The sequence below is a fragment of the Sinomonas albida genome (assembly GCF_004919045.1).
GTDB classification, from domain to species: domain Bacteria; phylum Actinomycetota; class Actinomycetes; order Actinomycetales; family Micrococcaceae; genus Sinomonas; species Sinomonas albida.
The window spans coordinates 19,691-33,019 of the sequence record NZ_SWDW01000023.1 but is presented as its reverse complement, the minus strand read 5'-3'; the positions used below and the strand labels follow the sequence as shown (position 1 = coordinate 33,019).

Here is a 13,329-nt window from a genome sequence, read left to right as displayed (position 1 = left end):
TGCGTGCTCATGGTCATCGGCTGGTACGCCTGCCGCGACCGGATCCGGGAGATCGCCGCCGCCCGTGAGGGCTACACCGGCACCGCACCCGTCATCGCCAACCGACCCACCACCCGCAGATAACCTGCCTCAACCACCCGGCGTCGTACTGTAAGCTAGATGAAGCCCTCCGGGGCTGACGCGGCCGTAGCTCAATGGCAGAGCGCACGCTTCCCAAGCCTGATACGCGGGTTCGATTCCCGTCGGCCGCTCCCTCTGTGCCACGGCACGACGCAGCACCCCCGGTCTCGGACCGGGGGTGCTTTCCACATTCCGGGCTTGACCCGGCGGTATCCTCGCTGAGTGGACGCTGATTCCGCTCCAGCCAGGAGCCGCCAGGGATGGTGGTGGAAGGCCCTGCTCGCTGGGCTGGCACTGTGGCTCGCAACGATCGTCGTCACGTCCACGACGCACAACACCAATCTCATCCCCACGCTCATCCTTCTGGGCAGCTTCTTGGTGCCGTTCTGCGTGGTCCTGTTCGCGGCCGAGCGGATCTCGGGCACCCTGGCCCAGCTCGACGCCTTCATGGCGTTCTTCCTCGGCGGGGCGTTCGGGGTCCTCGGCGCCTCGCTCCTTGAGGGACGCCTCGACAACTCTCCCTGGCGCTATCTGCAGGTCGCGCTCGTGGAGGAATTCGTCAAGGCTCTCATCCTGCTCGTCTTGGGCCGCGCCGTCGTACCCAAGACCGCCCCTCAGGGCGCCCTGCTCGGCGCCTGCATCGGCGCGGGCTTCGCCGCCTTCGAGTCCGCGGGGTACGCATTCAACGCCGCGGTCACGTCGCAGGGGATTGACCTCGGATCCCTCCTCCAGAGCGAGGCGGCGCGCTCCATCCTGACGCCCCTGTGCCACGTCCTCTGGACGGCGCTCCTCGGCGCGGTCATCTTCGGCGCAGCCACCCGGACAGCGGGCGCCACCAACACCAACGGCACCGCCCACGGCACCACCAACGGCACCCACGGCACCACCAACGGCACCCACAGCAGGCCAGTCGCCAACGAGTCGCCGCGCTACCGCCTCACGGGCGTGGTCCTCGGGACGTTCGCCGGCGTCGTCGTCCTCCATGCGCTGTGGGACTCGATGCAGGAATTGGCCGGCGACGCCGCCGCCGTCGTTCTCGGCGCCACCGGGCCCGCAGTGCGCGGCTCCGCGGACCAGCTCCAGCTTGTCTTCTCCGGCCTGTACGTTGCCGGGCTGGTTCTCGTGGCTGCGTCCGGGGTCGGCGCGCTCGCCCTCGTGCTGCGCCGCGACACTGGCGAGAATCCGCGGCGGCCGCGCGGCTCCGCGCCCGGATCCGGGGCTGCCACCAAGCCTCAGAGGTGACCCGCAGCTTCCGCGGGGATTGACACGAAGATCACATCGTGATCTATTGGAAAGCGCTTACCAAGCGTAATCCGGCTCACTCTCCATCAGGGTCAGGGCACCGGACGAGCAGGACAGTCACGATGACCTAGGAGGGTCTCATGCACGAAGAGGTGCGCGGGCAGTCGAGCCCCAAGCCCAAAATTGAAACGATGCATAAGCGGGCCGCGGTGAGCGGCTTCTTCGGCAGCACGCTCGAGTACTACGACTTCTCGATCTACGCCTCGGCCGCCGCCCTCGTGTTCCCCGGGGTCTTCTTCCCGAGCGGCAATCCGACCGTGGCGCTCGTCGCATCCCTCGCGACGTACGCCGTGGGCTACGTGGCCCGTCCGCTCGGCGCGTTCGTGCTTGGCAACTGGGGCGACCGCCACGGCCGCAAGAACGTCCTCGTCTTCGCGCTCCTCCTCATGGGCTTCTCGACCTTCCTGGTGGGCCTCCTCCCAACCTACGGCCAGGTCGGGATCGTCGCCCCGATCCTCCTCGTGGTCCTGCGCCTCATTCAGGGGTTCGCCGTCGCGGGCGAGCTGAGCGGCGCAAGCGCCCTCATCGCCGAGCACTCCCCCGCCGGCAAGCGCGGCTTCTACACGAGCTTCAGCCTCCAGGGCACTCAGGCCGGGAGCATCCTCGCTTCCGCCGCCTTCATCCCGCTCTCGGCGGCGCTCCCGTCGGAGGCGTTCCACTCGTGGGGCTGGCGGGTTCCGTTCCTGCTCAGCGCGTTCGTCGTCGTGGCCGGCTACCTCATTCGCCGCCGCGTCGCCGAGACTCCGGTCTTTCTCGCCGAGGCCAAGGAGCACGTGGTGCCCCAGGCCCCGGTCGTCCAGGTGGTGCGTGAAAGCGGATGGACCATCTTCCGCGCCATCCTCATGGGCCTCGCGAACGTCATCGGCACCACGGCGGCCGTCTTCGGCACCGCCTACGCGACGCAGCCTGCGTACGGAATCGGCATGAGCCCGGCCACCTACCTGTGGATGCCGGTCATGGCGAACATCGTCGCGGTGATCCTCATCCCGTTCTTCGGCCGGCTCTCGGACCGGATCGGCCGGCGCCCGCTCATGATCTTCGGCTCGCTCAGCTCGGGCGTCCTCTCGTTCGCCTACCTGTGGGCGATCAGCCAGAAGAACGTGGTGCTCACGGTCGTGCTCGCCATCCTCATGTGGGGCGTGCTGTACCAGATGTGGAACGCCACCTTCGCGAGCTTCTTCCAGGAGCTCTTCCCCACGCGGACGCGCGTCACGGGCTTCGCCGTCTCGCAGAACCTCGGCCTGCTGATCGTGGCGTTCCTCCCCACGATCTTCACGCTCGTGGCGCCCCCGGGATCCGCGAATGTGCCGCTCATCATCGGCGGCCTCACGTTCGTGCTCGCGGCGATCTCCGCCGCCGCCACGTGGGCCACGCGCGAAACCTCGACCCTCGATCTCGACGCGCTCGAATCCGCCGACCGCTCCGCCGACCACGAGGCCACCAGCGCGACGAAGTCCGCGTAGCGCGGCACCGGGCGGTAGCTGTACCCGAGACGGTGTCAGCCGACAGTATCTGTACCCGAAACGGTGTGAGCCGACAGTATCTGTACCCGAGACGGTCTGAGCCCGACAGTAGCTGTACCCCGAGACGGCTTCCCAACGCCCAGCTCCCGCGCCGATCTCCCCAACTCCTGTGCCAATCTCCCCAACTACTGTGCCGATCTCCCCAACTATTGACCGCAGAACTCGTCCAACGGAACCCCCGGCGCGCGGTGTTCCGCGGAAGCAGGGACGCTTCTCCGCGTTCTCCAGCCCAATACCTGGGGAGACCGGTAGAGACCTTGGGGAGATCGGCACAGTAGTTGGGGAGATCGGACGACGGCGCCGCGCACCCTCAGCGGACAGCGGCGCCGCGCACCCTCAGCGAACAGCGGCGCCGCGCGCCCTCAGCGGACAGCGGCGCCGCGGCTCGCTCAGCTCGCCCGGCGGCGCCACATCCAGAAGCCGAGAGCGCCGGCCACGAGGGCAGGCATCGCGCCGCCGAACAGGAGGGCGCCCTGCGTGCCCCACACCTCGGCGAGTCCGCCGAGCATGGGCCCGCCGAGGGCCTGCCCGCCCATGAGCACCATCGTGTAGAGGCTCATGACGCGCCCGCGGATGGCCATGTTGGCGCTCGTCTGGACGAGCTGGTTAGCGGACGTGAGGAACGTCAGCGCGCAGAAGCCCGACACCGCCATGAGTGCGCCGAACACGGGAAGCGACGGGATGAACGCCGCGACCGCGAGCAGCACACCGTAGAGCCCGGCCCCCACCACGACGGTCTGGAGCCGCAGCGCCCGGCGGCGGGCCGACGCGATGGCCCCCGCGAGCGAGCCGAGCGCCACGAGCGTGTTGAGCATCCCGTAGCCGCTCGCCCCGATCGCGAACACATGGTCCGCGTATCCCGCGAGGAGCACCGGGAGGCTAAGGGCGAACACCGCGATGACGCCCGCGAGCATCCACGGCCAGCGGATCGTGGGCTTACGCCACGCGTACTGGACGGCCTCGCGCAGCATGCCCTTCGACTTCGGCGTGGGAGGTGCCGTGTACAGCTCGCGGACGCGGAGCAGGGAGAGCATGCTCACCGTGCAGAAACACGCGACCGCGTTGACCACGAAGGCCCAGCCGCCGCCCACCACGGAAAGGAGGGCGCCCGCGACCGCGGGGCCGATGAGGCCGCCGAGCTGGAACGTTGTCGAGTTGACGCTGATCGCATTGCGCAGGTAGTCGGGGCCCACGAGCTCGTTGACGAACACCTGGCGCGACGGCTGGTCGAGCACCGTCACGAGCCCGAGCACCACGGCCACCGCGTAGACGTGCCACACCTGAAGGCTGTGCGTCAGTGCGAGCGTGCCGAGCACGGTCGCGCAGATGCCCGCACTCGCCTGGCAGATCTGCAGGAGGCGGCGCTTCGAGAAGCGGTCGGCCATGAGGCCTCCCCACGGCCCGAGGATGAGGACCGGGAGGAACTGCATCGCCACCGTGACGCCCACGGCCGCGACCGAGCCGGAGAGCTGCAGGACAATCCAGTCCTGGGCGATGCGCTGCATCCACACCGCGATGACGGCGATGAAGTGCGAGGCCGCGAAGAGCCGGAAGTTGTGGACCCGGAGCGAGATGAACGTGTGCTTCCACGGCAAGCGATCACCGACGACGGCGATGGGCCCCGTGGGCGGGTAGGTCTGGGCGGTGGCGAACGGCTGGGCAGGCAGTGAAGGCAAGGCGTCGGTGGGCATGGCGGAACTGGGCGAGGTCACGGAGAAGTCCTGAAGTTTCGTTCGGGGGCTGGGCGATCGTGTGCTTTAACGCTATGCAGCGCCCAATCCATTGCGGAAGCTTATTTGCACTATAAGAGCTATTGCGTTCCGTAATGAGGTCGCGGCAGGATGAAGGAATGTTCGATCCGGTTCAGCTCCGCACGTTCCTCTCCGTCGCCGAGCACCTGAGCTTCACGCTCGCGGCGGACCGTCTGGGCCTCGCCCAGCCCACCGTGAGCCAGCACGTCGCGAAGCTCGAGAAGGCCGCGGGCCGCATCCTCCTGGTCCGGGACACCCACGGCGTGCGGCTCACGGACAACGGCGACGCGATGGCCGGCTTCGCCCGCACCATCCTCGCGGCCCAGGAGGAGGCGGAGCGGTACTTCCGCGGCGCGGCCATGCGCGGCCGGCTGCGCTTCGGCACGGCCGACGATCTCGCGATCACGGGCCTCCCGCGCATCCTCCGCGAATTCCGGCGCGCGTATCCGCAGCTGAACCTCGAGCTGACCGTGAGCCAGAGCGACGATCTGCACCGCCGCCTCAAGGCGGGCCAGCTCGACCTCGTGTTCATCAAGTGGGTCGCCGGCGCGCAGGAGGGCACGGTCGTGCGCCACGACGTGTTCTCGTGGGTCGGCGTCGAACAAACCGTGCTCGAACCTGGCCAGCCGGTCCCACTCGTGGTCTACCCCGCGCCGAGCCTGAGCCGGACGCTCGCGATCGAGGCCCTCGAGGCGAGCGGCCGCACGTGGAAGGTCACGTGCAGCACGAAGCAGATCGCGGGCGTCCTCGCGGCCGTGCGCGCCGGTCTCGGCGTCGGCGTCATGCCGACCACGCTCGTTCCCGAGGACCTCTCGATCATCACGCGCCGCTTCGACCTCCCGCCGGTGGGGGACGTCGACTTCACGCTCATCCGCAACCCGCTCGCAAACTCGGCCGCGGTAGACGCCCTCACGGACGCGATCATGGGCCGCACGCTGAGCCGGACCTAGCGTGGCCCGACTCCGGGCCAAGCCTGACCCAACCCCAGCCGGGCACGACCGAGCAGCCGGGCGAACCCGGGCAAGCGCGCGCTAGCGCACCATAGTGCGCCCGCGCAGCCGGGCGATGAGGCCGAGGACCGCGACTGTCACGGCGATGAGCACGAGCGTATCCGCGGCGGCGAGGAACAGGCTCCCGCGGTCGGCGAGCGCGAAGATGCTCACGGGCAGGGTCCGCCAGCTCGCCGGATAGACCATGATCGTGGCCCCGAGCTCGCCCATGCACAGCGCAAACGCGAGACCGAGGGCCGCACCGATCGAGGGCAGGAGCAGCGGGAGCCGCACCGTGAACAGCACCCGCACCGGGCTCGCGCCGAGGCTCCCCGCGGCCTGCTCGAGCACGGGGTCGAGCCCCTCGGCCGCGCCTGCCACCGTGTTGTACGCGAACGCGAGCACGAGCGTGGTCTGGGCGATCACCACGATCGCCGCGGTGCCGTTGAGCGTGAGCGGCGGCCGGCTGAACGCGGTGAGGAGCCCGAGGCCGACGACGACGGACGGCACCGCCGCGGGCAGGTGGAACACCGCGTCGATGACCCTCGCGGCCCGGCCCCGAGCCGAGCGGGCGGCGAGCGCGGCCCACGCGCCGACGGCTACGGCGCCGATGCTCGAGACGAGGGCCGTCTGGAGGCTCACGGAGATGCTCGCGAGGTTGTCCGCCGAGAGGGCGTCCGCGAGGTGCGCGAGCGTCGGGTCTGAGGGCCACACGCCGTTCCAGCTCCCCGCGAACGCGGCGAGCGCCACGGCGAGGAGCGGCACGCCGAGCAGGAGCGCGAGGACGACGACTAGTGCGACCTTGACCGCGGCGCGCGCCGAGCGGCTATGCAGCAGCACGGGAACCTCCTGAGAGTCGGCGCACGAGCGCCCGGTAGAGCCCGTACACGGTGAGCGAGAGGGCAAGCTGCAGGCACGCGACGACGGCCGCGGCGGGCAGATCGAACGTCACGATGCTCTTCGTATAGATGAGCATGGGAAGCGTCACGACATTCTTCGCGCCCGTGAACATGATGATCCCGAACTCGTTCATCGCGAGCAGGAACACGAGCCCCGCAGACGCAGCCAGAGCAGGCCGCGCGGCGGGCAGGATGACCCGGCGAAGCGTCATGAGCGGCCCGGCACCGAGGCTCCCGGACACGTCGAGGAGGTCGCGCGGGATCTGCCCGAACACCGCGAGCAGCGGCCTCACGACAAACGGCGTGAAGTAGGCGATCTCGGCCAGCACCACGCCGGGGACGTCGTTGACGAAGTCCACGTGCGGCGAGCCGGGCAGCCCCGCGAGCGCGGAGTTCAGCACGCCCGCGCGCCCGTACAGGATCCCGAACGCGAGCGGGAGGATGAACGACGGGAACGAGACCACCGCCTCAAGCAGCCGCACGGCGAGCCGGCTCCCGCGGAACGGCACGAAACTCAGGCCCACGGCGAGGAACGTCCCGACGAGCACGCATCCTGTCGTGGAGAGCAACGCGATCCAGAGCGTCGTGCCGAGGGCCCGCAGCAGCGCCGCGGAGCCGAGCACGCGGACCCACTCCGCGGCACCCTTGAACGCGCCGTCCTGGTCGGTCACGGACTGCCACACGGTCTCGGCGAGCGGGACGAGGAAGATGGCGGCGAGCACCGCCAGCGGCGGGACCGCCCAGCCGAGCGCGCGGACGGATCCGCGGGTGCGGCGCCAGGGGCGCGGCGAGGCGGGGCGGCCGACGGCGGGGCTCGCCGCAGCGGGGGTGGTCACCTGGGCCGCGCTCACGCCGTCGCCCCTGCCGAAGCCGGGCCGGCGACTGCGCGCAGGCCGCCGATCGTCGTGTCGCGCGGGACGATGACGGCCTCCCCGGGCACGATCCCGATCGTGATCGAGTCCCCGACTTCGGGGACCGCCGCGAACGGCTCGAGGTCGACCACGACCGAGCACCCCGCGTCGCGGCCCGACCGACCGAGCGCGACGCGGAGGCGGTGCCCGGCACCGCGCCACTGAACCGACTGGACGATTCCGCGGAGACCCACGGCCCGATCGGCACCGTTGGGGGGCAGCAGCCGAAGCGCGTGCGGGCGCACGGCGACGGTGATGGCGCCGCCGGTCGAGCTGGCCTCGAAGCCGGGATCGGCCACGCGCGCCCCCACCGACCCGCCCGCATCGAGGCGCACGCGGAACGTGGGCGAGGCCCCGCCGCGCCCCAGCCCAGTCTGAGCGGGCCCAGTCTGGGAGGACCCAGTCTGGGAGGACCCAGTCTGGGAGGAAACAGCCTGGGAAGACACAGGCGCGGCGCCCTCGAACCCCGATTCGAACACCGAGCCCAGCGGCTCGATCACGCCGTCGAGGAGGTTCGAACCGCCCAGGAAGGAGGCCGTGAACGCGTGCCGCGGGTGGTGGTACAGCTCGTCGGCGGTGCCGAGGTCAACGAGGCGGCCGTCGCGCATGACGCCGATGCGGTCGGCGAGCGCGAGCGCCTCGGACTGGTCGTGGGTCACGAACACCATGGCGACATCGGGAAGCTCGCCGCGCAGCCGGACAAGCTCTTCGAGCATATCCTGCCGCATCCGCGCGTCGAGGGCCGAGAGCGGCTCGTCGAGGAGCAGGACGTCGGGACGGATCGCGAGCGCCCGCGCGATCGCGATCCGCTGCTGCTGCCCGCCGGAGAGCTCGCGGGGAAGCTTGCGGGCGTGCGACTCCATGCCGACCATCTCGAGCATCTCGGCGACCCGGGCACGCACTTGGGCCCGCGGGAGCCGCCGCGCACGGAGGCCGTAGGCGACATTGTCGGCGACGCGCAGGTGCGGGAACAGCGCGTACTGCTGGACGACGACGCCGAGGCCTCGCTCTGCGGGCGGCCTCCCAGTCACGTCGCGGCCGGCGAGGAGCACGGTGCCTTCGCTGGGCTGCTCGAATCCCGCGATCGCCTTGAGCGCGGTCGACTTGCCCGAGCCGGACGGGCCGAGCAGGGCGACGGTCTCGCCGGCCTCGATGCGCAGGGAGAGATCGGCGAGAGCGGGCTGGACGCCCGCCGGGGCTCCGGGATAGCGCACGCTCACGCGCCGGAGCTCGACGGCGGCCGGGCGGCCGCCGTCGAGCTCGGCGCCGTCAGCGCGGCGGGCTGCCGCGTGTGACATGGGAACTTCCTTCTGTCTATTGACCGGTACTGCTGCTGGCCTGTGCTGCTACTGGCCCGTGGCCGTGTTGTAGGCGTTGAGGTCGTCGGCGAGGCCGCTCTGCACCGCGTTCCAGTCGGGCGAGACGATGTTCACGCCGTCCATGGTCTTCTTGAGCGCCGTGTAGTTCGCGTCGGTCGGGGTGACGTCCGTGCGGACGGGGATGCCGAACGCCTTGCTCGAGACGGTCGCCTGGACGTCCTTCGAGAGGAGGTAGGAGATGAGCTTCTCGGCGTTGTCCTTGTGGGGAGCGTTCGCCGCGAGGCCCATGTCGTACGGGAGGGCGACGGTCGAGCGCTTGCCGTCGTCAGCCTTCGGGAAGAAGACCTCGTACGCCGACTTGTCGGCCTGGATCGACTGGAGGGCCATCTGCACGTCGCTGTTCGCGACCGAGAGCTCGCCCTTGGAGACCTTCGGGCCGAGCTTGCCGGTCGACGAGCTCGGGCCCACGTTGTTCGGCTGGAGCGACTTGAAGTAGTCCATCGCGCTCTGCTTGCCCATGACCTGCTCGAGCAGGACCATCATGGCCGTGCCGTCGCCGGCCTGGCCCGGGGTCGAGTACTGGATCTTGCCCTTGTAGTTCGACGCGAGGAGATCCTTCCACGCGTCCGGCTTCGGCGAGAGCGACGTGTTGCGGATCATCGCGGCGTAGTTGTTGACGACCGCGACGTAGTGGCCGTTCGACGCCTTGTCCGCGGAGGCGATCGAGGAGAGGTCGGCGCTGGTCGAGGCCAGGAGGCCCTTCTGGTCCGCCTGCTGGATGAACGGCGGGAGGGTCACGAGGATGTCCGCCTGCGGGTTCGACTTCTCCTTCTCGTCGCGCGAGACGACCTCGCCCGAGCCGGACTCGACGTAGTTGACCTTGATGCCGGTGGACTTGGTGAAGTCGTCGAAGACCGGCTTGTACCAGTCGGCGAGGCCGTCGGCGCTGTAGATGGTCACCTGCGCGTCGCCCGCGGCGGCCGTCGAGCCGCCGGAGGCCGCGGCGGTGGTTCCCGTCGCGGTGCCGCCGCAGGCGGAGAGGAGCAGGGCTGCGGCCGCGAAGGAGGCGAGGGCAGTGGCCGTGCGAGTCAGAGGCGTGGAGCGCGTCATGGGGGGATCTTCCTGTTGGGTGAGGGGGGTGAACGGGGTGGGTGGGAAAGCTGGGTCAGGCCGCGGAGGCCATGAGCTGGTCGACGACCTTGACCGCGAGTCCGTGCGAGATCGTCATGCCGACGCCCGAGGTCACGGACACGGCCATGACGCCGGGGGCGACGTCGGCGACGAGATAGGGCGCCCGAGGACTCGAGGCATAGACGCCCTGCCAGCGCTGCCGCACCACGAGGCGCTCCGCGCCGAGGAGCGCGGCGGCGCTGTCGAGGAGCACCGTGCTCGCTGATTCGTCGAGGAACGGAGGCATCGTCGCGAGCGTGACATGGCTGTCGCCGATGAGGAGCGAGCCATCGGGGCGCTGCGTGAGCATGACGTTCGCGTCGATGCCGATGAGGTCCGGGCGGGTGCGCTCTAGCTCGGCGCGCAGCGAGACGGAGGCCGCGGTCGTGGAGAACGCCGGGTAGCGCAGCATCGACGTGCCGGTCAGCACGGCGGGGGCGATCCGTGCCGAGGACGAGCCCACCGTCGGCGCCTCCACGAGGGCCATCTGCAGGCCGCAGCGCTTGACCTCGGCCTCCTCGGCGGCCTCGGGGAAGAGGTAGTCGAGATCGTGGCCCGCGCACACGATCGTCCGGGCGGCGGCCACGACGCCGCGCGAGGTGCGGGCACCGCCGTCGTCCGTCGGCCCGAGGTATGCCGTGCGCCAGCGGATGTCGACGAGCGGCTGCTGTTCGAGCCACGCGGCGAGGCCCGCGACGGCGGTGCGCGGGTCCACGCGCACGTCCTCCTCGAGTACCGCGCCGCCGACGGTCAACGAGTCGAGCCCGCCGCCGATCCGCTCGCGCGCCTCCCCGGCGCTCACAAGGCGCACGCCGCCGTCGGCCCGCGTGGCCGCGAGCTCTTCGAGCACGGCGAGTTCGGCAGCGCTGCGGGCCACCGCGAGGCCGCCCGACGAAGTCGACCAGAACCCGGCGGCGGAGCTCAGCGAGAGCCAGCGCTCGCGGGCCACCCTCGCAAGGTCGAGGAGCTCGCCGTCCTGCGCCGTGACGCAGGCATGCCCGAAGTTGCGCACGGAGGCGCCCACGGCGTGCGAGTCGCGCTCGATGACGAGCACGCGGAGCCCGCGCTCGGCGGCCGCCGCGGCGTGGGCGAGGCCGACGACGCCCGCGCCGACAACGAGCAGATCATAGCCATGGGACGCAGGTGATGAGGTCATGGCTTCCACTCTCGTGGCTCCCCCGGGCGCCTGCCAAGCCAAAAAGGAACTTATCTATACAAGTTCACAGTGATTTAACTCCGGCCATGATGAGTTCACCTGTCGTTCACCTAAACGACGGGGAACCAGCCACCCCAAAGTTCCGCGACTTGTATACTCAACGCATGATCTCCCGTCGCGAAGCACCCCTCCGGGCACCTCTGCACGAGCAGCTGCGCGAAGAGTTCCGGCGGCGCATCTCGACCGGGGCGTGGCCCGACGGCTCGCAGGTTCCGAGCGAGGCCACGCTGTGCGAGGAGTTCAAGACCTCCCGCGGCCCGGTGCGCCAGGCGCTCGCCGCGCTCCGCGCCGAGCAGCTGATCGTTGGTGGCCGCGGCCGGGCACCCGTGGTCCATCGCGATGCCCTCTCCCAGCCGGTCGAGACGTTCCTGTCCTTCACGGAGTGGGCGACGGGCCTCGGCAAGGAACCCGGGCAGCGCACGATCGAGATCGCCAAGCGCACCGCAAGCCCCGTGGTCGCCGCCCAGCTTGGGCTCGCCGACGACGTGCAGGTCGTCTCGCTCCTCCGCCTGCGCCTCCTCGACGGCGAGCCGACCATGGTCGAGCGCTCGCACTTCGTCCTCGAGGCGGGCCAGCCGCTCTTCGGCTTCGACACTGACTCGGGCTCGACGTTCCGCTTCCTCGTCGAGCACGGCGTGGACCTCCACAGCGCGCGCCACACGATCGACGCCGTCGCCGCGGACGAAACCGATGCCGAGCTCCTCGGAATCCCGGCGGGGTCACCGCTCCTGCGCGAGCGCCGCGTGACGACGAGCTCGAAGGGCGAGGCGCTCGAATACGCCGAGGACCGCTACCGCCCCGAGCTCGCCAACTTCGTCGTCCACAACACCCTCAACCAGCGGGCGCCCCTGGCCCGCGTCCTCACCCCGGGAAACCCAGGAGAAACAGAATGATCCAGCTCGCCGCCTTCGACATCGCCGGCACGACCGTGGACGACCATGGGAACGTCTACCGCGCACTCGAGGACGCGGTCCGGGAGAACGGCGTCGACGTGAGCCCCGCGGACCTCCAGACCTGGATGGGCGCGGACAAGATCGAAGCCATCCGGGCCCTCCTGCGGCTCGGCGGCACCGCCGCAGACCCCGGCACCGTCGCCGCCACCTTCGAGCGCTTCCGCGCGATCCTCGCCGAGCGCTACGCCGCCGAACCTCCGACGCCGTTCCCGGGCGTCGTCGAGGCCCTGGCCGAGCTGCGCGGGCGCGGCATCAAGGTCGCGCTCACCACGGGCTTCTCGGACGACGTCGCGGCACCTCTGCTCGAGAGCCTCGGCTGGACCGTCGGGGAGGGCCCGGCGCACGCGCTGGACGCGATCGTCACGACGTCCGAGGTCGCCGCCGGGCGTCCGGCGCCGTACATGATCCACCGCGCGATGGAGAAGACCGGGGTGTTCGACGTCCGCTCGGTCCTTGCGGCCGGGGACACGGTGGTCGACGTGCAAGCCGCGCGGAATGCCGGGGCCATCTCGGTCGGCGTGCTCACGGGCAAGCTCACCCGCGAAGAGCTCGAGGGCCAGCCCGGCGTCGTCGTCCTCGACAGCGTTGCGGACGTTCCCGCCCTCGACGTCACGCGCGCCTGAGACCTGGGCCACTGAGGCCCCGGCGCGGCCGGAGTAAACTTGGGGGCGATGAACCGCACAATGTTCAAGTCGAAGATCCACCGCGCCACGGTCACACACGCCGACCTGCACTACATCGGCTCGGTGACCGTCGACCTTGACCTGCTCGAGGCTGCCGACATCCTGCCCGGCGAGCTCGTATCCATCGTCGACGTCACGAACGGCGCGCGCCTCGAGACGTACACGATCGCCGGCGAGCGCGGCTCGGGCGTGATCGGCATCAACGGCGCGGCCGCACACCTCGTCCACGAGGGCGACATCGTGATCCTCATCAGCTACGCGTCGATGAGCAACGAGGAGTCACGGGACTTCGTGCCGACGGTCGTCCACGTCGACGCGGAGAACAAGATCATCGAGCTCGGCACCGATCCGGCCGAGGGTCTCACACCGGGCCTCATGCGCCCGCCCTTCGCGATCCAGGCGCACCTCAACTAGGCACACCTCAACTAGGAGCAGCGCCTCACCCAAGCGGACGACGGCGGGTGGGCACCCGCCGTCGTCCGCTGCGCTGTGG

At 70.3% G+C, this 13,329-nt stretch carries 12 protein-coding genes and 1 tRNA gene; 7 read left to right on the top strand and 6 right to left on the bottom strand.

The genetic code is table 11. The annotated features are described in order from the left end of the window. Window positions 1-180: 180 nt before the first annotated feature. The 3 genes from E6A26_RS17155 (at window position 181) to E6A26_RS17145 (ending at window position 2,885) form a co-directional block, all read left to right on the top strand. A tRNA-Gly gene (locus E6A26_RS17155) sits at window positions 181-251 on the top strand. A gap of 91 nt (window positions 252-342) precedes the next feature. Next, window positions 343-1,362 (top strand): PrsW family glutamic-type intramembrane protease, encoded by a 1,020-nt coding sequence (locus E6A26_RS17150; protein ID WP_136612421.1) that lies wholly within the window; start codon window positions 343-345, stop codon window positions 1,360-1,362. Window positions 1,363-1,502: 140 nt separating this feature from the next. Beyond that, a complete protein-coding gene (locus E6A26_RS17145) occupies window positions 1,503-2,885 on the top strand; it encodes an MFS transporter (protein WP_136612420.1) in 1,383 nt (460 codons plus the stop codon). Between the two features lie 449 nt (window positions 2,886-3,334). Here the strand turns inward: E6A26_RS17145 and E6A26_RS17140 are convergent, their stop codons facing one another. Beyond that, complete coding sequence (locus tag E6A26_RS17140) at window positions 3,335-4,636, bottom strand: MFS transporter (protein WP_136612427.1); 1,302 nt, start codon at window positions 4,634-4,636, stop codon at window positions 3,335-3,337. Window positions 4,637-4,794: 158 nt separating this feature from the next. On the opposite strand from E6A26_RS17140, the gene E6A26_RS17135 reads away from it, so the two are divergent. Further along, entirely contained in the window at window positions 4,795-5,646 is an 852-nt protein-coding gene (locus E6A26_RS17135; protein WP_136612419.1) for a LysR family transcriptional regulator, read from the top strand. A gap of 81 nt (window positions 5,647-5,727) precedes the next feature. On the opposite strand, the gene E6A26_RS17130 is transcribed toward E6A26_RS17135, so the two are convergent. From E6A26_RS17130 to E6A26_RS17110, 5 genes are read right to left on the bottom strand one after another with little or no spacing between them, the layout of a single operon-like run. Beyond that, window positions 5,728-6,525, bottom strand: coding sequence for an ABC transporter permease (locus tag E6A26_RS17130; RefSeq protein WP_136612418.1), 798 nt, complete (start codon window positions 6,523-6,525; stop codon window positions 5,728-5,730). Beyond that, the gene (locus E6A26_RS17125; protein ID WP_211129218.1) at window positions 6,512-7,435 is read right to left on the bottom strand and encodes a 2-aminoethylphosphonate ABC transporter permease subunit; all 924 of its coding nucleotides are present in this window, start codon (window positions 7,433-7,435) and stop codon (window positions 6,512-6,514) included. Before E6A26_RS17125 ends, E6A26_RS17130 begins: the two co-directional genes overlap by 14 nt. Beyond that, on the bottom strand, window positions 7,432-8,793 hold the full coding sequence (locus E6A26_RS17120; RefSeq protein WP_136612417.1) for an ABC transporter ATP-binding protein: 1,362 nt from the start codon (window positions 8,791-8,793) through the stop codon (window positions 7,432-7,434). Before E6A26_RS17120 ends, E6A26_RS17125 begins: the two co-directional genes overlap by 4 nt. A gap of 48 nt (window positions 8,794-8,841) precedes the next feature. Then, window positions 8,842-9,924 carry a 2-aminoethylphosphonate ABC transporter substrate-binding protein gene (locus tag E6A26_RS17115; RefSeq protein WP_136612416.1) on the bottom strand — a complete coding sequence of 361 codons (1,083 nt, stop codon included), beginning with the start codon at window positions 9,922-9,924 and terminating at the stop codon, window positions 8,842-8,844. 55 nt (window positions 9,925-9,979) lie between these two features. Then, window positions 9,980-11,140: a TIGR03364 family FAD-dependent oxidoreductase gene (locus E6A26_RS17110; protein WP_136612415.1), complete on the bottom strand. Its 1,161-nt coding sequence runs from the start codon at window positions 11,138-11,140 to the stop codon at window positions 9,980-9,982. A 164-nt stretch (window positions 11,141-11,304) separates the two neighbouring features. On the opposite strand from E6A26_RS17110, the gene E6A26_RS17105 reads away from it, so the two are divergent. The 3 genes from E6A26_RS17105 to panD are packed head-to-tail and all read left to right on the top strand — an operon-like array spanning window position 11,305 to window position 13,250. After that, complete coding sequence (locus E6A26_RS17105) at window positions 11,305-12,093, top strand: GntR family transcriptional regulator (protein ID WP_136612414.1); 789 nt, start codon at window positions 11,305-11,307, stop codon at window positions 12,091-12,093. Beyond that, entirely contained in the window at window positions 12,090-12,776 is a 687-nt protein-coding gene (locus E6A26_RS17100) for a phosphonatase-like hydrolase (RefSeq protein WP_136612413.1), read from the top strand. Before E6A26_RS17105 ends, E6A26_RS17100 begins: the two co-directional genes overlap by 4 nt. 48 nt (window positions 12,777-12,824) lie before the next feature. Next, window positions 12,825-13,250 carry an aspartate 1-decarboxylase gene (panD, locus tag E6A26_RS17095; RefSeq protein WP_211129215.1) on the top strand — a complete coding sequence of 142 codons (426 nt, stop codon included), beginning with the start codon at window positions 12,825-12,827 and terminating at the stop codon, window positions 13,248-13,250. The last annotated feature ends 79 nt before the right edge of the window (window positions 13,251-13,329 follow it).